Origin of the sequence: Sinisalibacter lacisalsi (assembly GCF_014640115.1) — a bacterium.
In the GTDB taxonomy this organism is placed as follows: Bacteria; Pseudomonadota; Alphaproteobacteria; order Rhodobacterales; family Rhodobacteraceae; genus Sinisalibacter; species Sinisalibacter lacisalsi.
Window position 1 is genome coordinate 481671 of the sequence record NZ_BMGI01000002.1, and the last position, 18768, is coordinate 500438.

General features: G+C 68.5%; 19 protein-coding genes. 9 read left to right on the forward strand and 10 right to left on the reverse strand.

Features of this window, described 5'->3' with window-relative positions; translation table 11 throughout:
* Positions 1–133 precede the first annotated feature (133 nt).
* The 4 genes from IEW01_RS08210 to IEW01_RS08225 form a co-directional block, all read right to left on the reverse strand.
* Positions 134–658, reverse strand: coding sequence for a GNAT family N-acetyltransferase (locus IEW01_RS08210; RefSeq protein ID WP_188527125.1), 525 nt, complete (start codon positions 656–658; stop codon positions 134–136).
* Between the two features lie 3 nt (positions 659–661).
* Positions 662–1198 carry a GNAT family N-acetyltransferase gene (locus IEW01_RS08215; protein ID WP_188527126.1) on the reverse strand — a complete coding sequence of 179 codons (537 nt, stop codon included), beginning with the start codon at positions 1196–1198 and terminating at the stop codon, positions 662–664.
* Positions 1199–1362: 164 nt separating this feature from the next.
* The gene (rpmA, locus tag IEW01_RS08220; protein ID WP_188527127.1) at positions 1363–1632 is read right to left on the reverse strand and encodes a 50S ribosomal protein L27; all 270 of its coding nucleotides are present in this window, start codon (positions 1630–1632) and stop codon (positions 1363–1365) included.
* A 12-nt stretch (positions 1633–1644) separates the two neighbouring features.
* Positions 1645–2298, reverse strand: coding sequence for a 50S ribosomal protein L21 (locus IEW01_RS08225; RefSeq protein WP_188527128.1), 654 nt, complete (start codon positions 2296–2298; stop codon positions 1645–1647).
* 235 nt (positions 2299–2533) lie between these two features.
* On the opposite strand from IEW01_RS08225, the gene cobA reads away from it, so the two are divergent.
* The 5 genes from cobA (at position 2534) to IEW01_RS08250 (ending at position 7795) form a co-directional block, all read left to right on the forward strand.
* The gene (cobA, locus tag IEW01_RS08230; RefSeq protein ID WP_188527129.1) at positions 2534–3379 is read left to right on the forward strand and encodes a uroporphyrinogen-III C-methyltransferase; all 846 of its coding nucleotides are present in this window, start codon (positions 2534–2536) and stop codon (positions 3377–3379) included.
* Entirely contained in the window at positions 3376–4647 is a 1272-nt protein-coding gene (locus tag IEW01_RS08235; protein ID WP_188527130.1) for a cobyrinic acid a,c-diamide synthase CobB, read from the forward strand. Before cobA ends, IEW01_RS08235 begins: the two co-directional genes overlap by 4 nt.
* A gap of 40 nt (positions 4648–4687) precedes the next feature.
* Positions 4688–5908: an MFS transporter gene (locus IEW01_RS08240; RefSeq protein ID WP_188527131.1), complete on the forward strand. Its 1221-nt coding sequence runs from the start codon at positions 4688–4690 to the stop codon at positions 5906–5908.
* A 106-nt stretch (positions 5909–6014) separates the two neighbouring features.
* Positions 6015–7148 carry a flavodoxin-dependent (E)-4-hydroxy-3-methylbut-2-enyl-diphosphate synthase gene (gene ispG, locus IEW01_RS08245; protein ID WP_188527132.1) on the forward strand — a complete coding sequence of 378 codons (1134 nt, stop codon included), beginning with the start codon at positions 6015–6017 and terminating at the stop codon, positions 7146–7148.
* Positions 7149–7345: 197 nt separating this feature from the next.
* Positions 7346–7795, forward strand: coding sequence for a hypothetical protein (locus IEW01_RS08250; protein ID WP_188527133.1), 450 nt, complete (start codon positions 7346–7348; stop codon positions 7793–7795).
* A gap of 224 nt (positions 7796–8019) precedes the next feature.
* Here IEW01_RS08250 and IEW01_RS08255 read toward each other — a convergent pair whose 3' ends face one another.
* Positions 8020–8778 (reverse strand): DsbA family protein, encoded by a 759-nt coding sequence (locus IEW01_RS08255; RefSeq protein WP_188527134.1) that lies wholly within the window; start codon positions 8776–8778, stop codon positions 8020–8022.
* A 148-nt stretch (positions 8779–8926) separates the two neighbouring features.
* Here IEW01_RS08255 and IEW01_RS08260 point away from each other — a divergent pair, with 148 nt between their 5' ends.
* The 3 genes from IEW01_RS08260 to IEW01_RS08270 all read left to right on the forward strand — a co-directional run bounded on the left by IEW01_RS08260 (position 8927) and on the right by IEW01_RS08270 (position 11882).
* A complete protein-coding gene (locus tag IEW01_RS08260) occupies positions 8927–10069 on the forward strand; it encodes a pyridoxal phosphate-dependent aminotransferase (protein WP_188527135.1) in 1143 nt (380 codons plus the stop codon).
* A gap of 75 nt (positions 10070–10144) precedes the next feature.
* Positions 10145–11365 (forward strand): N-acetylmuramoyl-L-alanine amidase, encoded by a 1221-nt coding sequence (locus IEW01_RS08265; RefSeq protein WP_229738149.1) that lies wholly within the window; start codon positions 10145–10147, stop codon positions 11363–11365.
* 148 nt (positions 11366–11513) lie between these two features.
* Positions 11514–11882 (forward strand): rhodanese-like domain-containing protein, encoded by a 369-nt coding sequence (locus IEW01_RS08270; RefSeq protein WP_188527136.1) that lies wholly within the window; start codon positions 11514–11516, stop codon positions 11880–11882.
* Positions 11883–11991: 109 nt separating this feature from the next.
* On the opposite strand, the gene IEW01_RS08275 is transcribed toward IEW01_RS08270, so the two are convergent.
* From IEW01_RS08275 to IEW01_RS08295, 5 genes are all read right to left on the reverse strand, one after another.
* Entirely contained in the window at positions 11992–12780 is a 789-nt protein-coding gene (locus IEW01_RS08275; RefSeq protein WP_229738151.1) for a ferritin-like domain-containing protein, read from the reverse strand.
* 23 nt (positions 12781–12803) lie between these two features.
* A complete protein-coding gene (lpdA, locus tag IEW01_RS08280; RefSeq protein WP_188527137.1) occupies positions 12804–14198 on the reverse strand; it encodes a dihydrolipoyl dehydrogenase in 1395 nt (464 codons plus the stop codon).
* A gap of 162 nt (positions 14199–14360) precedes the next feature.
* Positions 14361–14933, reverse strand: coding sequence for a DUF924 family protein (locus tag IEW01_RS08285; RefSeq protein ID WP_188527138.1), 573 nt, complete (start codon positions 14931–14933; stop codon positions 14361–14363).
* Positions 14934–15014: 81 nt separating this feature from the next.
* A complete protein-coding gene (locus IEW01_RS08290; RefSeq protein WP_188527139.1) occupies positions 15015–16304 on the reverse strand; it encodes an MFS transporter in 1290 nt (429 codons plus the stop codon).
* Positions 16305–16501: 197 nt separating this feature from the next.
* Positions 16502–17131 (reverse strand): helix-turn-helix domain-containing protein, encoded by a 630-nt coding sequence (locus IEW01_RS08295; RefSeq protein WP_188527140.1) that lies wholly within the window; start codon positions 17129–17131, stop codon positions 16502–16504.
* Between the two features lie 63 nt (positions 17132–17194).
* Here IEW01_RS08295 and IEW01_RS08300 point away from each other — a divergent pair, with 63 nt between their 5' ends.
* Positions 17195–18760, forward strand: a complete 1566-nt coding sequence (locus IEW01_RS08300; RefSeq protein ID WP_188527141.1) for a class I adenylate-forming enzyme family protein — start codon at positions 17195–17197, stop codon at positions 18758–18760.
* The last annotated feature ends 8 nt before the right edge of the window (positions 18761–18768 follow it).

Sequence of the window (18768 nt, forward strand, 5' to 3'; positions counted from 1 at the left end):
GCGCCCTTTCAACTGGCTCTGCGATAGTGGGAAACCGCACGGGCCTCAAGGGGCGTGCGAAATCCGCGGCGGATTTCGGGCCGGAATTCGGGGCGAATTCCGTCACGGTTTCCGAAGCGGAAACCGCCCCCGCTCAATCGCGCGGCGCGGTCTCCCAGCGCGCCCGGCTGAGCCGCATCCGGTGCAGCACCATGTCCATGCCCTGCGCGCGCGACCACACCCTTTCATCGCCGTCGCGCCGGAACCCGAGCTTCTCGAGCACGTGGAACGAGGGATGATTGCCCTCGAAATGGCCCGACACGAGATCCTCCGCCGCGGTGCTGGCGAAGTAGTGGTCGAACAGCGCCCGAGCCGCCTCGGTGGCATAGCCGCGCCCCTGGTAGGGCCGGGCGAGCCAGAACCCGAGAGTTTCGGCAATCCCGATCACGCCGACGAGCGCCCCGGTCCGATCCTCGATCCCCCAGCCGTCATGGCCGGGGCGCGCCGCTGTCGCGGCGATGAAGGCCCGCGCATCGGCCTCGGTATAGGGATGCGGCACCACGGTGAGCCAGCCCGAAACCTCGAACGGCGAGAGCCCGGCCACCAGCGCCGGCACGTCGGCCTCGCACAGGTCGCGCAGAACCAGCCGCTCGGTGCGGATCGGCACACGGCCCGCCATGGCTCAGCCCATCTTGCGGATGTAGGTCCATGTCGGAACATTGGCGTTGCGCGCCAGCGAATGCGCCTCGGCGTCGCCGATGTATTCGAAGCCCGCGTTGGTGAGCACCCGCGCCGAGGCCGGGTTGTCCTGGAACACCTCGGCGAAGAGCTGCGCGTTGCCCAGCGGGTTGGCCTCGACCAGCGCGCGCACCGCCTCCGAGGCGATCCCGGTGTTCCAGAACGCCGGCGCCACCCAGTAGCCCAGTTGCGCCTGGTTGCGGTCCATCCGGGTGAGGCTGATCACGCCGAGCACGTCGTGGCCCTGCGTGCCGCCGTCCATCACCCAGACATCCTCGCGCCGGTCCGGCGCCTGGGCGCGGACGACATAGCCCTCGACCGTGCCCGGCGGCATCGGGTGCGGGATCGACCGCGCCCCCTCGGCCACGCGCCGGTCAGCGGCGTAGAGCGTCAACAGCCCGATGTCGCCGCGCCGCGGCGGACGCAGCACGAACCGCGCCGCCTCGATCACCGGCTGATCCGAAATGGTTTCCTGCTTCATGCGCCTTCCCTCCTCCAAAAAACGTTGCGATGAATATGGGCGCTGCGCCGGCCCCCGGGGCCGCCTCCTCGCGCAACTTTGAACCCTCACCGCGTCAGAAATAACAAAAGGGGGACCGGTTCATCGCCGATCCCCCTTGAATGTGCTTTGCGCTCGGGTTCGGCTTACTCGGCGGCCTCCGGTACCGGCATCACCGAAATGAAGGTGCGGCCCTTGAGGCCCTTGCTGAACGACACCTTGCCTTCGACGGTGGCGAAGATGGTGTGATCCTTGCCCATGCCGACGCCCTCGCCCGGCCACATCTTGGTGCCGCGCTGACGCATGATGATGTTGCCCGGGATCACGGCTTCGCCGCCGAACTTCTTGACGCCGAGGCGGCGACCGGCAGAGTCGCGCCCGTTGCGGGAGCTGCCGCCTGCTTTCTTGTGTGCCATCTCGCTCTCTCCTTACTTCGCCAGCTTCTTGGCCTGATCGACCCAGCCTTCACGCTCGATCCGGCCCTTGAAGCTCAGTTTCTCGTCGAATTCGGCGACATCGGCCTCGGTCCACGCAGCGATCTGCGCGAACGAGGTCACGCCGGCCGCGTGCAGCTTCTTCTCAAGCGCCGGGCCAACGCCCGAAAGCTGCTTGAGATCGTCCGCCCCGGCGTCCGCCGCCGGTGCCGCGGCCTTCTCGGCCTTCGGTGCGGCCTTCTCGGCTTTCTTGGCCGGCTTCTTGGCCGGCGCGGCGGCTGCCACGGCAGCGCCCGAAACCGAGCCCGCGCCCACCGCGGCCATCACGCCCGACTTGTCGGCGCCGTTCTCGAGCACATCGGTCACCCGCAGAAGCGTGAGCTGCTGGCGGTGGCCCTTGGTGCGCTGCGAGCCGTGCTTGCGGCGGCGCTTGACGAAATGGATGAGCTTCTCGCCCTTGATCTGGTCGATCACTTCGGCCTGGACGCCCGCACCTTCCACCAAGGGGGTGCCCACGGTCGCGCCGACCATGAGAATCTCGTTGAACTGCACCTTGTCACCGGCATTGGCTGCAAGCTTTTCCACGCGCAGCACGTCGCCGGCCTGGACCTTGTATTGCTTGCCACCGGTCTTGAGGACCGCAAACATCTGGTATTCCTTCATTTCTGCCGCGTCCTTCGGCCCCGGCCCCGCCGGCGTCATGGCTTTCGCCGCCTCGAACTGCGCGCCCCTCGGGGGCGTGGTTACAACCTCCGCCCGGGGCTTACCCCGTTCGGAAGCCCGGCTTATCCTTGGGACGAGCCATAAAGTCAAGCGCAAATGGGCATCCGCGCGCCGCCCCGGGGGCTGGCCCCGCGCCCGCGCCCGGGCCATAAATCGGGTCATGACCGATTCCCTTCTCCCCGCGGGCGACTGGCCCGAGATGCTGCCCGGCTGGGTCTGGCTGGTGGGCGCGGGCCCCGGCGATCCGGGCCTGCTCACCCTGCATGCGCTGAACGCGCTGCGGCAGGCCGAGGTGATCGTGCACGACGCCCTCGTGGCGCCCGCGATCCTCGACTGGGCCAATCCCGCCGCGACCCTGATCGACATGGGCAAGCGCGGCGGCACCGCCTCGCCGAAGCAGCGCGACATCTCGCTCGAACTGGTCGATCTGGCGCGCGCGGGCAAGCGGGTACTCCGGCTCAAGGGGGGTGACCCCTTCGTCTTCGGACGCGGCGGCGAGGAGGGGCAGACGCTGGTGCAGCACGGCGTCCCGATCCGCCTGGTGCCGGGGATCTCGGCCGGGATCGGCGGGCTCGCCTATGCCGGCATCCCGGTCACCCACCGCGACGTGAACGCGAGCCTCACCTTCGTCACCGGGCACGACCCGAGCGGCCATGCCCCGCAGCTGGACTGGAGCGCGATCGCGCGCGGGTCGGCGGTGATCGTGATCTACATGGGGATGCGCAACCTCGACGATATCGCGGCCAGGCTGATGGCGGCCGGGCGGGCCGGCGACGAGCCGGTGGCGATCGTACAGAGCGCCACCACGCCCGACCAGCGGGTGCTCGAAACCCGGCTCGACGCTTGCGCCGCCGAGGCGGAAGCCGCGGGCATCGGCGCGCCGGCGATCGTCTGCGTCGGCCGGGCCGCGCTGTTGCGCCAGGCGCTCGACTGGCAGGCGATGGTGGAAGGCGCCACGCCGCGCAATCCCGACCCGCTCGGCCTTGGCCCCGCCGAGGGCGCATGAGCGGCGCCGGTCTGATCCTCGCCGCCCCCGGCTCGGGCAGCGGCAAGACCACGCTCACGCTCGGGCTGCTGCGCGCCTTCCACCGGCGCGGGCGGGATGTGCGCGGCGCCAAGTCGGGCCCCGACTACATCGACCCGCGCTTTCACGAGGCCGCCTGCGCGCGGCCCTGCCCCAACCTCGACGCCTGGGCGATGCCGCCCGAGCGGATCGCCGCGCTGGCCGCGGGCGACGGTTTGTTGCTGATCGAAGGCGCAATGGGCCTGTTCGACGGCGCGCCGCCCGAGGGCAAGGGCGCGACGGCCGATCTCGCCCGCCTGCTCGGCCTGCCGGTGGTGCTGGTGGTCGACGCCGCGCACATGGCGCAAAGCGTAGCGGCGCTGGTGGCGGGCTTCGCGCGGCACGACCCTAGGGTGCGGGTGGCGGGGGTGATCCTCAACAAGGTCGGCTCACCGCGCCACGAGGCGATGCTGCGCCGCGCGCTCGCGCCGCTCGGCCTGCCGGTGCTGGGCGCGCTGCACCGCCAGCCGGGGCTCGAACACCCCTCGCGCCACCTCGGCCTGGTGCAGGCGGAGGAACGTGGCGATCTCGACGCCTGGCTCGACCACGTCGCCGGGACGGTGGCGGCGGCGGTCGATCTCGATGCGCTCGAAGCTCTCGCGGCCGATCTGCCCGCCGCCCCGGAAAGCCCCCGCCTGCCGCCGCCGGGCCAGCGCATCGCCGTGGCCGCCGACCGCGCCTTCGCCTTCGCCTACCCCCATATCCTCGACGACTGGCGCGCGGGCGGGGCGGAGGTTCTGCCGTTCTCGCCGCTGGCCGACGAGGCGCCCGCGCCGGGCGCCGATTTCATCTTCCTGCCCGGCGGATACCCCGAATTGCACGCCGGCACCCTGGCCGCCGCGAACCGGTTCAAGGAGGCGATTCGCGCCGCCACCTGCCCGGTCTGGGGCGAGTGCGGCGGCTACATGGTGCTGGGCAAAAGCCTCACCGACGCGGAGGGGGTTCGCCACGAGATGCTCGGCCTGCTCGACCTCGAGACCAGCTTCGCCAGTCGCAGGCTGCACCTTGGCTACCGGCAGGTCCGCGCGGCGCAAGGCCCCTTCCCCGGCAGTTGGGCGGCGCATGAGTTTCACTATGCCACGACGCTGCGCGCCGAGGGCACGCCGCTGTTCGAGGTGGCCGACGCCGAAGGCACCGCGCTCGCGCCCGCCGGGCTGATCGCCGGGCCTGTCGCGGGCTCGTTCCTGCACCTGATCGACCGGGCGCCCTAGCCCCCTTTCCTTTCCCGACAAGCCCGGATATTTCACCCCGATGAGCTCAAACATCATCTCCGACGACCGCAAGGCGAAACGCAACGTGGTGATCCTGGTCCTGGCCCAGGCGCTGCTCGGTGCGCAGATGCCGATGATCTTCACCATCGCCGGACTGGCCGGGCAATCGCTGGCCACCAATCCGTGCCTGGCCACCCTGCCGATCTCGCTGACGGTGCTGGCCTCGATGGTGATGGCCAACCCGATGAGCTGGATCATGCAGCGCCACGGGCGGCGCGCGGGCTTCTGGCTCGGCACGATCGGCGGCAGCTTCGGCGCGGCGATCGGCGTCTTCGCGCTGATCCAGGGCAATTTCGTGATGTTCAACGTCGGCGCGTTCTTCACCGGCTTCTACATGTCGGCGCAGGGTTTCTACCGTTTCGCCGCCGCCGATACCGCCTCCGACGAGTTCCGCCCCAAGGCGATCTCCTACGTGATGGCGGGCGGGCTCGCCGCCGCGGTGATCGGGCCGCAGCTGATCAAGGTCACCGCCGACGCGATGGTGGTGCCCTTCGTCGGCGCCTATCTGACGGTGATCGCGATCAACGTGTTCGGCGCCTTCCTGTTTCTCGGGCTCGACATACCCACCCCGGCGCGTCCGACGGGCGACGAGCCGCGCGGGCGCAGCACGATGGAACTGCTGAAAACCCCGGTGATCGCGGTTTCGATCGTCACCGCGATGGTGTCCTACTCGCTGATGAACCTGGTGATGACCTCCACCCCGCTGGCGGTGGTGGGCTGCGGCTTCGACACCGGCACCGCCGCCGATATCGTCACCGCGCACGTGTTGGCGATGTATGTGCCCTCGTTCTTCACCGGCCACCTGATCGCCCGTTTCGGCGCGCGCAGCATCGTGGCCACCGGCCTCGGCATCCTCGCCGCCGCCGGGTTCGTCGGCCTGATGGGGGTGGAACTGGAGCACTTCTTCGTCGCCCTCGTGCTGCTCGGCGTGGGCTGGAACTTCGGCTTCATCGGCGCCACCACGATGCTCGCGGGCGCGCATGAGAGCTACGAGCGCGGACGGATCCAGGGCATGAACGACATGATCGTCTTCGGCGGCGTCACCCTTGCCTCGCTGGCCTCGGGCGGGCTGATGAACTGCTCGGGCGGCAATGCGCAGGAGGGCTGGATCGCGGTGAACCTGGCGATGATTCCCCTGCTCGCGCTGGCCGGGGCCGCGCTGATCTGGCTGGTGATGCGGCCGAAGGACGAGATCGCCTGATCGGGCGGGGGCGCGGCGGGCTCCCCGGCGTGTTCACCTTCTCTTGCCTTGTCGCCGCCCCTGCCGCGCGTTATCCCTTGCCCGACCGCAAGCGAGCGAGGCCGAGATGACCCACAACCCGATCCGCCCATGGCGCAACATCGAGCGCCGCAAATCGCGCCAGATCATGGTGGGCAACGTGCCCGTGGGCGGCGACGCGCCGATCTCGGTGCAGACGATGACCAACACCGATACCACCGACGTGGCCGCCACCGTGGCCCAGATTCAGGCGGCGGCGGACGTGGGTGTCGATATCGTCCGCGTCTCCACTCCCGACGCGGCCTCGACCAAGGCGCTCAGGGACATCGTGCGCGAAAGCCCGGTGCCGATCGTGGCCGACATCCATTTCCACTACAAACGCGCGATCGAGGCGGCCGAGGCGGGCGCGGCCTGCCTGCGGATCAACCCCGGCAACATCGGCTCGGCGGACCGGGTGCGCGAGGTGATCCGCGCCGCCAAGGACCATGGCTGCTCGATCCGCATCGGCGTGAACGCCGGCAGCCTCGAAAAGCACCTGCTCGAAAAATACGGCGAGCCCTGCCCGGAAGCGATGGTGGAATCGGGCCTCGACCATATCCGCATCCTCGAGGACAACGATTTCCACGACTACAAGATCAGCGTGAAAGCCTCCGACGTGTTCCTCGCCGCCGCGGCCTATCAAGGCATCGCCGAGGCGACCGACGCGCCGATTCACCTCGGCATCACCGAGGCGGGCGGCTTCGTCTCGGGCACGATCAAGTCGGCCGTGGGGCTGGGCAACCTGCTCTGGGCCGGGATCGGCGACACCATCCGCGTGAGCCTCTCCGCCGACCCGGTGGAAGAGGTCAAGGTCGGCTTCGAGATCCTGAAATCGCTGGGGCTCCGGCACCGCGGCGTCAACATCATCTCCTGCCCGTCCTGCGCCCGGCAGGGGTTCGACGTGATCAAGACGGTGGCGATCCTGGAAGAGCGGCTGGCCCATATCCACACCCCGATGAGCCTGTCGATCATCGGCTGCGTGGTGAACGGCCCGGGCGAGGCGCTGCTCACCGACGTCGGCTTCACCGGCGGCGGCGCCGGGTCGGGGATGGTCTACGTCGCCGGCAAGCAGGATCACAAGCAGGACAACGCCGGCATGGTCGACCACATCGTCGAGCTGGTGGAGAAACGCGCCGCCGAGATCGAGGCGCAGGCGGAGGCGGACGCGAAGGCGGCCGAGTAGGCGGGGGGCACCGTGGCTGTCGAGACGGATGGCTCAAGGCCGGTTTGACGCCCGCCGTCGGCACCAACGGCAACTGACGCGGTAGGCGCGTCAGAACACGCTTGCGTGAACGCACATATGGCAACCTCTCGATCGCCATATTCTTGCCAAGTGTTTCATTTACCTGAATGCCCGTGAAACGGCGTGAGAGGTATGCGATGGAACAGGCAATCCAAGAGACTCCGGCGAAGTTCGGTCTGGTCGGGTTCATACTCGGTGTCGCGAGTATCGTCGTTATCCTCATTCAGCTTTCTGCGTTTTTTGAGCCGCAAGAGCAGAGCACCGGCTCTGTCATTGGCGAGATCGCCGCCGACATCAGGCTATCGGCCACGCGGGCCTTGTCGGGCGCGCCAGCCCCGGACCCGGCGTCGGCGCCCCGGGATTACAGCACGATCATCACCATCGCGGCGCTCATTTCGGCGGGGGGCGCGGTCGTGCTTGGTGCCTTGGGGCTATATCGCAACGAACCGCACCGGCTTTCCTACATGGCGGTTGGCGTGGGTATGTCCGCCTTCGTCATGCAGTATCTGTTCTGGTTGGCGCTCCTGGTTTGCGGCGTGGCGCTGCTCATCAGCATTATCGGCAATCTCGACAGTATTTTCGGCTAGCAGAAACCTTCATAGTCAAGACCGACCTTCACCGCTCGATACGCGGGTGATGTCACCGCATGGCCGCCATGAGGCCCGGTCGGCCCGCTCGATCCTGGCACCTGCGTTTTCACCCTGCAAGGCGGACCGGAAAACGCACATTTTCCGGTCCAGAATTCGTCCGAATTCCGGCCCTGCGTCGGCTGACCGCCGACAGCGCCGGAAATCCCGTCAGGTCAAGGAGTTCACTGCTTGCCTTCGCGCAGTTCCCCAACGATTTCGACCATCCCGCCGAGCGGCACGTAGCCGCGCACCAGTTGGTCTTCCATCACGAAGGTCGGCGTGCCGGTGATCTGCAGCCGCTGCGCCAGCGCGTGGTTGTCGCTGATGATTTCATCGACCCGGGGGGCGGTCATGCCGTCGAGGATGGCGTCGCCGTCGAGACCGAGGCCGTCGGCCAGCGCCACGAGGCTGTCGGGCGTGACGTTGCCGCGCATCGTCATCAGCGCATCGTGCAGCGACTCGTAGGCCGCGCCGCCATCGCTCAGCAACGTCGAGACCGCGAAGCGCGAGGCCAGCAGGCTTTCCTCGCCGAGGATCGGGAATTCCTTGTAGATGATGCGGATGTTGCCATCGCTCTCGATCAGTTCCTGAAGCTCCGGGTAGGCCTTCTTGCAATAGCCGCACTTGTAATCGACGAACTCGACGAAGGTGACATCGCCGTCGGGGTTGCCGCCCACGAACGACACGCCGTCATTGAAGATCGCCTCGGCGTTGGTCTTGACCAGCGCGGCGTCGCCCGCCACCTGCTCGGCGGCGCGGCGGCGTTCCAGCACCTCGATCGCCTCCATGATCACGTCGGGGTTGTCGAGCAGGTAGGCGCGCACCTCGTCTCGAAACGCATCGCGCTCGCTATCGGTCATGGCGTCGATCTCGAAGGCGGACGCGGGCGCGGCGGCGAGGCCGGCGGCGAGCGCGAGGGCGGGGAGGTAGCGGCTGGTCATACTGGCTCCGATCTGGAATTTCACGTTTCGTCGGACATTGGCGCAACCGGGGCCGGGGCACAACCGGGCGCGGCGCGGCGCCGCGTCACGTCTTGACCTTTCGCCCCCGAGGGGGCACCCCGGACGGATCCAGACTAGCGAGGGCGGTATGAAGGCATCAAGGCGGTCCGAGGTCGATCCCTTCATTGTGATGGACGTGATGGAAGCGGCGCGCGCGGCGGAAGCGGCGGGGCGGCACATCATTCACATGGAAGTCGGCCAGCCCGGCACCCCTGCCCCAGAGGGCGCGCGGCGGGCGGTGATGGACGCTATGGAAGCGGGGCCGCTCGGCTATACCGTGGCGCTCGGCCTGCCCGAGTTGCGCGCGCGCATCGCCCGGCTCTACGCCGAGTGGTATGGCGTCGATCTCGACCCGGCCCGCGTGGTGGTCACCGCCGGCTCCTCCGGCGCCTTCCTGCTCGCCTTCACCGCGCTGTTCGATTCGGGCGACCGGGTGGGCTTGGGCGATCCCGGCTATCCCTCCTACCGCCAGATCCTCTCCGCCCTCGGTTTCACCCCCGTCGGCATCCAGACCCGGGCCGAGAACCGCTACCAGCCGGTGCCGGGCGATTTGCCCGAGGGGCTTGCAGGACTGATGCTGGCCAGCCCCGGCAACCCCACCGGCACGATGCTGGGGCATGACGAGATGGCGGCACTGGTCGCGGCCACCCAAGAGCGCGGCATTTCGCTGATTTCCGACGAGATCTATCACGGGCTGCACTACGGCGCGCGCGGCGTGAGCGCGCTGGAGATCACCGACGAAGTGTACGTCATCAACTCGTTCTCGAAGTATTTCTCGATGACCGGCTGGCGCGTGGGCTGGATGGTGGTGCCCGAGGATCACGTGCGCCGCGTCGAGCGGATTGCGCAGAACCTGTTCATCTGCCCGCCGCATGCCAGCCAGATCGCCGCCCTCGCCGCGCTCGATTGCAGCGACGAGCTGGAGGCCAACCGGGCGGTCTACGCGAAAAACCGCGCCTTGATGCTGGAGGGGCTGCCGAAAGCCGGGTTTGACCGGATCGCCCCGCCCGATGGCGCCTTCTACGTCTATGCCGATGTCTCCCACCTCACCGACGACAGCCGCGCTTTCGCCGCGGAGATCCTCGATCGCGCCGGCGTGGCGGTGACCCCGGGGCTGGATTTCGACCCGGTTCGCGGCCACGGCAGCTTGCGCTTTTCCTACGCCCGTGCCGCCGCCGACATCGAGGAAGGGCTGGTCCGGCTCGCGCGGTTCATGGCCGCGCGCGGATGAGCGGGGCGGCCTGCGCCGGGCGGGGCTATGCAGGACATGCCGGCGGGGTATAGTTGGGCGAAAAAGGGCAGAGCTTTGCAGCGTTTCCTTCTTCTTCTCGGGCTGATCTGGCTCCTCGCCGCGCCGGGGGCCGAGGCGCAACAGGCGCTTTCCGGCCTCGCCCGGCTCACCGACGCGGGCGTCGAGATCAGCGAACGGCGCGGCCGGGTCGAGATCGGGCTGGGCGTGACCCAGGCGGTGCCGTGGCGCATCTTCACCCTCGACGGCCCGCCGCGCGTGGTGGTCGATTTCTCCGAACTGGACTGGACCGGCGCCGACCCCGAGGCCCTCGCCTCGGCCGCCACGCAGATCGACGCCATCGCCATGGGCACGTTCCGGCCGGGCTGGTCGCGGATGGTGATCGCGCTCGCCGGGCCGATGGCGGTGACCGCCTCCGAGATGGACACGCGCGGCCCGGGCGCCCGGGTGCGGCTCCGGCTCGAAGCCACCGACGCCGCGGGCTTCGCCGCCAGTGCCGGCGCCCCGGAAAGCGCGCTGTTTCAACGCGCGCGCGGCGCCGGGATCGAGACGGACGCGCCGCCCCCGGCGGCGGGCCGGCTCGTCGTCGTGCTCGATCCGGGCCACGGCGGGATCGACCCCGGGGCCGAGCGCGAGGGCCTTCGCGAGGCCGACCTGATGCTCACCTTCGCGCGCGAACTCAAGGACGTGCTGCTGCGCGCCGGCCTCTTCGACGTGGTGCTGACCCGGGACGACGACATCTTCGTGCCGCTGGAGGAGCGGGTGACGATCGCCCGGCGCGCCGGGGCCGACGTGTTCCTCTCGCTCCATGCCGACGCGCTGGCCGAGGGCCATGCCGAGGGCGCCACCGTCTACACGCTGGCCGAAGAAGCCTCCGACACCGCGTCGGCGGCGCTGGCCGAACGCCACGACCGCGCCGACCTGCTGGCGGGGGTGGACCTGTCGGACACCGACGACGCGGTGGCGCTGGTGCTGATGGACCTTGCCCGCACCGAGACCGCGCCGCGCACCGACAGGCTCGCGGAGGCGCTGATCGAGGGCATCCGCGGCACCACGCAATCGACCTACAAGCATCCGCACCTCGAGGCCGCCTTCTCGGTGCTGAAGGCGCCCGACATCCCCTCGGCGCTGATCGAATTGGGATTCCTCTCGTCGGAACGCGACCGCGCCAAGCTCGCCGATCCGGCCTGGCGGATCAGCGCCGCGGAGGGGATTCGCGACGGGCTGCTGTTCTGGGCGCGGGAAGACGCGGCCCTCAGGGACCGGCTGCGCCGCTGACCCCGCCTATCGCGATTTCGTGACCGGCCGCGCATATCTTGGTCTTGTAATATTCAAAAAGATGAATATTATCGTCCTCAACAAAGCAACACCGCCACGGGCCAACGCGAACAGGCGCCGGTGGCAACCAGACCAAAAGGAAGATCCGATGCTGAACTTCATGATGGGCCGTCAGGCCACCGCCTCCCGCTTGTCGCCGCAAGATGCCGTCGCGAAAGCGAAAAACGGCGAGATCGTCGTTGTCGACGTGCGCGACCACAACGAGCTGATGATGACCGGCAAGGCCGAGGGCGCGGTGCATATCCCGCTCAGCGTTCTGCAGATGCAGGCCAACCCCTCCTCGCCCGATTTCCACCCCGCGCTCGACACGTCGAAGCCGATCGCCGTCTATTGCGCCTCCGGCGCGCGCTCGTCGATGGCGGCGCAGGTCTTCCAGCAGCACGGTTTCGAAGAGGTGCACAACATCGGCGGCCTTGGCCACTGGCAGATGGCCGGCGGCGCGATCGAACGCGCCTGAGCCAGAAGGTTTTTCAACGTCCCTCCCGGACGCTGACTTGCCCCGCGATCTTCCGGTCGCGGGGCTTTTTTGTGTCTGTGTCGGGCTTCACCGGGTGGTGGGAAAGGTCTCAGCTCTTGCCCCGGCCACCGGCTTTGCCTTTTTGCTCTTTGGCTTTCCGGCCCTTGCCCTTGCCATCGCGCTTCGCGTTGGGGCCTGCCCCTTTCCCGACACCGGCCCGCTCGCGCGCCGACGAGGCAACCTTGGGCGATGAACCCACCTGGCTCCCGGCGCTGCGCTCGGCGCGTCCGCCGCCGCAATCCCCGGCCGCGCAGGATTCGAACGTCGGCAGGTGCCTGGTTTGCGATGCGGCCATCAGGTTGTTGAAAACACGGGTCACATCCGGGTAATCCGCGACCGCTGGCAGAAGCTCGCGCTCATAGAGCGCCATGTTGGTGATCTCGCCGACCACGCCTGCCGCGTAGGCTTCGGCCAGCGTTGCCGGCAAGGGCTCGAGGGCACGGGTGCCGTCGAGCCATGGATTGGTGGGAATGGCGACATCGTGTTTCGCCAGCAGCCGGATCAGCGCGTCCGAATGCTTCTTTTCGGCCGCGAGGATATTGGAGAACGCGGTGTTCGGTCCGTATTCGTCGATCAGGGCGGCGTAGACCGCCGCCGCGTGATACTCGTCCATCAAGGCTTCGAGAACCGCAGCCTCGGCCTCGTCGGAAAGCGAACCAGCCTGTGCACTGGCCGCGAAGGCAACTCCCGTCGCCAGAACGGCGAGCGTCTTGGTGAATGATTTCATGGTCTTCTCCTGCTGAATGCGAAGCGTTTCGCCACTACGGCGGCGACAATCGCAGAAGGACCTTAAAAATCGGGCAAGAATGGGGTGGTTTGAAGCGACAGGCCGCGTCAAACCGTCACGGCACACACTCCTGCCTAGTAGTGAATCGCGCGCCCCCAGGCGTCGAGCACGCTTTCGTGCATCATCTCGCTGAGCGTCGGGTGCGGGAACACGGCTTGCATCAGGTCTTGCTCGGTGGTCTCCAGCTGCCGGCCGACGACGTAGCCCTGGATCAGCTCGGTCACCTCCGCGCCGATCATGTGCGCGCCGAGCAATTCGCCGGTCTTGGCATCGAACACGGTTTTCACGAATCCCTCGGGCTCGCCGAGCGCGATCGCCTTGCCGTTGCCGATGAAGGGAAACTTGCCCACCTTCACATCATGGCCCAGCTCCTTCGCCTTCGCCTCGGTGTAGCCCACGCTGGCCACCTGCGGATGGCAATAGGTGCAGCCGGGGATGCTTTCGGGGCGCACCGGGTGGGCGTGCTCCCCGGCGATCAGCTCGGCCACCATCACGCCCTCGTGGCTGGCCTTGTGCGCGAGCCACGGCGCGCCGGCGATATCACCGATGGCATAGAGCCCCTCCACGCCGGTGCGGCAATAGGCGTCGACCACCACGTGGCTGCGGTCGATCTCGACGCCCAGCTCCTCCAGCCCGAGATCTTCCACGTTGCCGACGATGCCGACCGCGGAAATCACCGTGTCGAACGCGTGTTTCCCGGTCTTGCCGCCCCGTTCGATCTCCGCCGTCACCTCCGCCTTGCCACGGTCCAGGCTCTTGACGATGGATTTTTCCCAGATCGTCATCCCCTGCTTCTCGAAGGCCTTTTTCGCGAAGGCCGAAACCTCTTCGTCCTCCACCGGAAGCACCCGGTCCATCACTTCGACGACCGTAACATCGGCCCCCAGTGTACTGAAAAAGCTGGCAAACTCGATGCCGATGGCACCGGAGCCGATGACCAGGAGCTTTTTCGGCATATGCGGCGGCTCGAGCGCGTGCCGGTAGGACCAGACCCGATCCCCGTCGGCCTCCAGCCCCGGCAGGTCTCGCGCCCGCGCGCCGGTGGCGAGGATGATGTTTTTCGCTTCAAGATCGAGCTCTTCCTTGTCGGTCTTGACGTGCACCTTGCCCTTGGCGGGGAGCGACGCGATGCCCATCACCACCTCGACCTTGTGCTTCTTGAGCAGGTGCCCGACGCCCGAGGAAAGCTGCTTGGCCACGCCGCGCGAGCGTTTCACCACCGCGTCGAGATCGTAGCCGATCTTCTCGGCCTTGAGGCCGAAATCCTTGGCGCGCCCCATCAGGTGGTACACCTCCGCCGAGCGCAGCATCGCCTTGGTCGGGATGCAGCCCCAGTTGAGGCAGATACCGCCGAGGTGCTCGCGCTCGACCACCACCACCTTGAGCCCCAGTTGCGCGGCCCGGATGGCGGCGACGTAGCCCCCCGGCCCCGCGCCGACAACGATAAGGTCATAGGTTTTTCCGGCCATGCGCGCCTCCATCGAAAAAGTAGTTTGACATTAAACTATTCTTGACCGGCCTTCAATCATGCCGGTGAGATAGCCGTCATGCCAAGCCTACATGGCACGCGCGCGAAATGACACCCGTGGTTGCCCACGGGTGCCGTCGGGTTGATCGGTAGGTCTGACGCCTCAGGCCCGCAATTCGCGCAGCACCGCGCCATAGCCGCCGTCGCGCTCGAACTCGCGCTCGTGCGGCGTGTCGGGGCGCGCCAGCGCGGCGTTGCGGTAGGGGAACCGGCCGTAGCGGCGGATCACTTCGCGATGCGCCTTGGCGTGCTCGAGATTTGCGGCGCCGGTCTCGGGCATCCGCGTGAGCATCAGCCGCACGCAGCGGTCCTGATCGGTCTGGCTCTCGGAGTGCATCAGCGGCAGATAGAGGAACTGCCGCGCCGGCTCGTCGATCTTCATGTCCCAGCCCTTGTCGATCGCGCATTTGGCCGCCGCCAGCGCCGGCTTGTCGGAGGAGAAGGCGCGGCCCTCACCCCGGAACATGTTGCGCGGGAACTGGTCGAGCAGGATCACGTAGGCCAGAACGCCGGACGGATAGGTCAGCCAAAGCGAATAGGCCCCCTCCTGCGCCTTGCGCCAGGCGGATTCGAACCGCTCGCGGATACGCGCGTCGAGCGCCTCGTCGGTCTTGTACCATCCTTCGGGTCCAACCTCGTCGAGCCAGAACGCCAGTATGTCTTCGGGTGTCGCCATCGCCCCATGCCTCCTTGCCTGCCATGCCCCGGGCGATTCCAGCGTTACAAAAGTTTCACATCCACGCAAGCCGATTTCGGATTATTGCGCGACTGTTTGCGTATCTGTGTCCGCGCTGCCTTCTTCGCCGGCATCCTCAACCGCGTCTGCATAATACTCCTGCGCCATGTCGACAGCGACCGGCGAGGCCGAGGGCAGAACCGCGGCGTAGCTTTGGGTTTCGGTCACCGCCGGCGCCGCGCGGCGGGTGGTGCGCCACAGGCCGTAGCCGACGAGCAGGAGCATCATCACCGCGAGGTAGATGAAAAACCCCTGTGGGCCGATCACCGTCATCGCCCAGCCGGTCACCAGCGGCCCGGCCACCGCGCCGACGCCGTTGACGAACATCAGGCCCGCCGAGGCCGCGGCCATGTCGTCGACCTCGAGGAAGTCGTTGGTATAGGCAAGGAGCAGCGCGTAGAGCGGGTTCGAGGTGCCGCCGACGAGGAAGGCGGCCACGATCAGCGCCGGGTAACTGCCCGAGAAGATCACCGGCACCAGCGCCGCCGTCGCGCCAAGCCCCGCGACGGTCAGGATCAGGCTGCGGCGGTCGACCCGGTCGGAGATCCAGCCGATCGGGTATTGCATCACCAGGCCGCCGACGTAGATCATCGCGATGAAGAATGACAACCGCCCGATGCTGAGCCCGATCTGGCTGGCGAACACCGCCGCCATGCCGAACAGCGCGGAAAACACCGCGCCCATGATCATGATCCCCACCACGCCCAGCGGCGAGATCCGCACCAGGTCGCGCAGCGTCATCCGCCGCGCGGTGGCGAAGGCCGGGGTCGGGCTCACCGAGAGCAGGATCGGGGCGAAGGCAAGCGACACCAGCACCGAGGGCAGGATGAACAGCAGATACCCGCCCGGGTCGGCCAGCACCACGAGGCCCTGCGCCGCGATGATGCCGATCATCTGCACGATGAGGTAGAGCGAGAGCGCCTTGCCCCGGTTCTGGTTGGTCGCGGCGTTGTTGAGCCAGCTTTCGGCGGTGACGTAGACGCCGGAGAAGGAAAAGCCGATCGCCACCCGCAGCAGCGTCCAGGCGATCGGGTCGGTGATCACCGGAAACAGGATCAGCGCGGCCGAGATGAAACTGCCGAGCGCGGCGAAGACACGCACGTGCCCGACCCGCCGGATCAGCCATGGCGTGGCCCGCGAACCGCCGAGAAAACCGGCGAAATAGCCCGACATCACCACCGACATCTCGTAGGTGGAAAACCCCTCGATCGCGCCACGCAGGCCAAGCAGCGTGCCCTGGATGCCGTTGCCGACCATCAGCAGCATCACCCCAATCAGGAGCGCCCAGGAGCTTTTTAGAACGTCAAGCATGGCCCACCTCTAGCAGATACCGCCGCGCCGTAGCATCCCGTGTCCCACCCGTCGCCTGGAAAACGACTCGACTGCGCGAAAAAACGCCGGCGCCCTCATCCCGACGAAGAGATGTCCGCCCCTCGCCGCCGCAGGGTTGCCGAAGGCGCAGCGGATGTTTCGCCAAGGGGGTGGCAAGCGCCGCCCGGCTTGCCGCTTCAGAGCGAGGTCACCCAGAGGATGGTGGCATCCTCCTCGCTGGTCGAGATCACGTTATGGCCCATCGAGGCATCGTAATAGGCGCTGTCGCCCCGGCGCATCTCGACCGGCTCGTAGAACTCGGTGATCAGCCGGATCGCCCCGGTGAGCACGTAGAGAAATTCCTCGCCGTCATGGCGCACCCAGCCGTCGAACTCGTCGAAACTGCGCGCGCGCACCCTCGCGCGATAGGGCAGCATCGCCTTCTTGGTAAGCGCACCGGCGAGCAGCTCGTGCTCGTAGGTGGCGGTGGGATGGGCCTGGCCCTCGCCAGTTTTCGTCACCGTCATCCGGCCCGACACCTTGGCGTCGCGCGGCGGCGTGAAAAGTTGAGGCACCGAGATTTCCAGCCCCACGGCAAGCTTTTTCAGCGCCTCGTAGGTCGGGCTCATCTGGCCGTTCTCGATCTTCGACAGCGTCGAGCGCGCGAGCCCGGCCTGGCTGGCGGCCTGTTCCAGCGTCCAGCCGCGCGACTTGCGCAGGGAGCGCACCCGTTCGCCGAGGTTGAGCGGCTGCGGGTCCGGCGCATCGTGGCCCGACTGGCGGGCAAGCTGGATCAGGTTGGGTTCTGGCGGGATCACGGGTTCCATGGCGCTTGATATACGCCCGCGCGCGGCACTTGCAAGCGCAGGCCCGGGCGGCATAGTGGCCCCATGCTCTCCGTCGATGCGCCCGGACCCGCCCTCCCCCCGCCGCCCGGCCGGTTCAACCTCGCGGCCTACGTGCTCGCGGGCGGCGCGGCCACGCCCGGCAAGGTGGCGCTGTCGATCCTCGGCGCCGATGCGCCGGAGGATTGGACCTATGCCCGCCTCGCCCGCGCCGTGGGCGGGATCGCCGGCGGGCTCGCCGCGATGGGGCTCGCGCCCGGCGACAGGGTGCTGCTGCGGCTGGGCAACACGGTGGAATTCCCCCTCGCCTTTCTCGGCTGCATCGCGGCCGGGCTGGTGCCGGTGCCCACCTCCTCGCAGCTCACGACGCCCGAGATCGGGCCGATGGCGGCGCTGGTCGCGCCCCGGCTGATCGTGGCGGGGCCGGGCATCGCCCTGCCCGACCCTCTGCCCTGCCCTGTGCTGACCGAGGCGGAGCTGCACGATCTGGCCGCCCACGCCCCCGAAGCGCCGCGCCTCGGCGACCCCGAGCGCCCGGCCTACGCGGTGTTCACCTCCGGCACCTCCGGCCGCCCCCGCGCCGTGCTCCACGCCCACCGCGCGATCTGGGCGCGGCGGATGATGTGGAACGGCTGGTACGGGTTGCGCCCCGACGACCGGCTGATGCACGCCGGCGCCTTCAACTGGACCTATACCCTCGGCACCGGGCTGATGGACCCGTGGAGCCGGGGCGCCACGGCGTTGATCCCGGCCGCCGGCACAGCGCCCGCCGACCTGCCGGCGCTGGTCGCCGAACACGGCGCGACGATCTTCGCCGCCGCGCCCGGGGTGTATCGCCAGATGCTGCGCGCGGGCCTGCCGCCCCTGCCCCGGCTGCGCCACGGGCTCTCGGCGGGCGAGAAACTGGCCGACCCGATCCGGCACGCCTGGCAAGTGGCCACCGGCACGGCATTGCACGAGGCCTTCGGCATGTCGGAATGTTCCACCTTCGTCTCCGGCAACCCGGCCCGGCCCGCACCAGAGGGGGCGCTCGGCCACGCACAGCCCGGCCGCCGCGTGGCGGTGCTGGGAGACGACGGCGCGCCGGTGCCGCGCGGCACGCCCGGCCTGCTCGCGGTGGACGCCGCCGACCCGGGGTTGATGCTCGGCTATCTCGGGGCGCCCGAGGCCACCGCCGCGCGGTTTCGCGGCGGCTGGTTCGTCACCGGCGACCGCGTGGCGATGGCGCCGGACGGCGCGCTGCGCTACCTCGGGCGCGACGACGACATGATGAACGCCGGCGGCTACCGGGTGTCGCCGGTCGAGGTGGAGGCGGCGATGGCGGCGCATCCGGGGGTGCACGAGGCGGCCTGCGTCGAGGTCGCGGTGAGCGAGAGCGCCAGCGTGATCGGCTGTTTCTACGTGCCCGAGGCGGGGCCGGTGGCCGAGACGGCGCTCTCGGCCCATGCCCATGCGCGGCTCGCGCATTACAAGTGCCCGCGCCTCTTCGTGGCCGTCGACACCCTGCCGCGCGGGGCCAACAACAAGCTCCTGCGCCGCGCGCTCCGCCGCAAGCTGGAGTCGGGCGAGATCGCGCTGCCCGCGCCGCCGGGCCGCAACCCGGCCGGATGAGGCCGCGC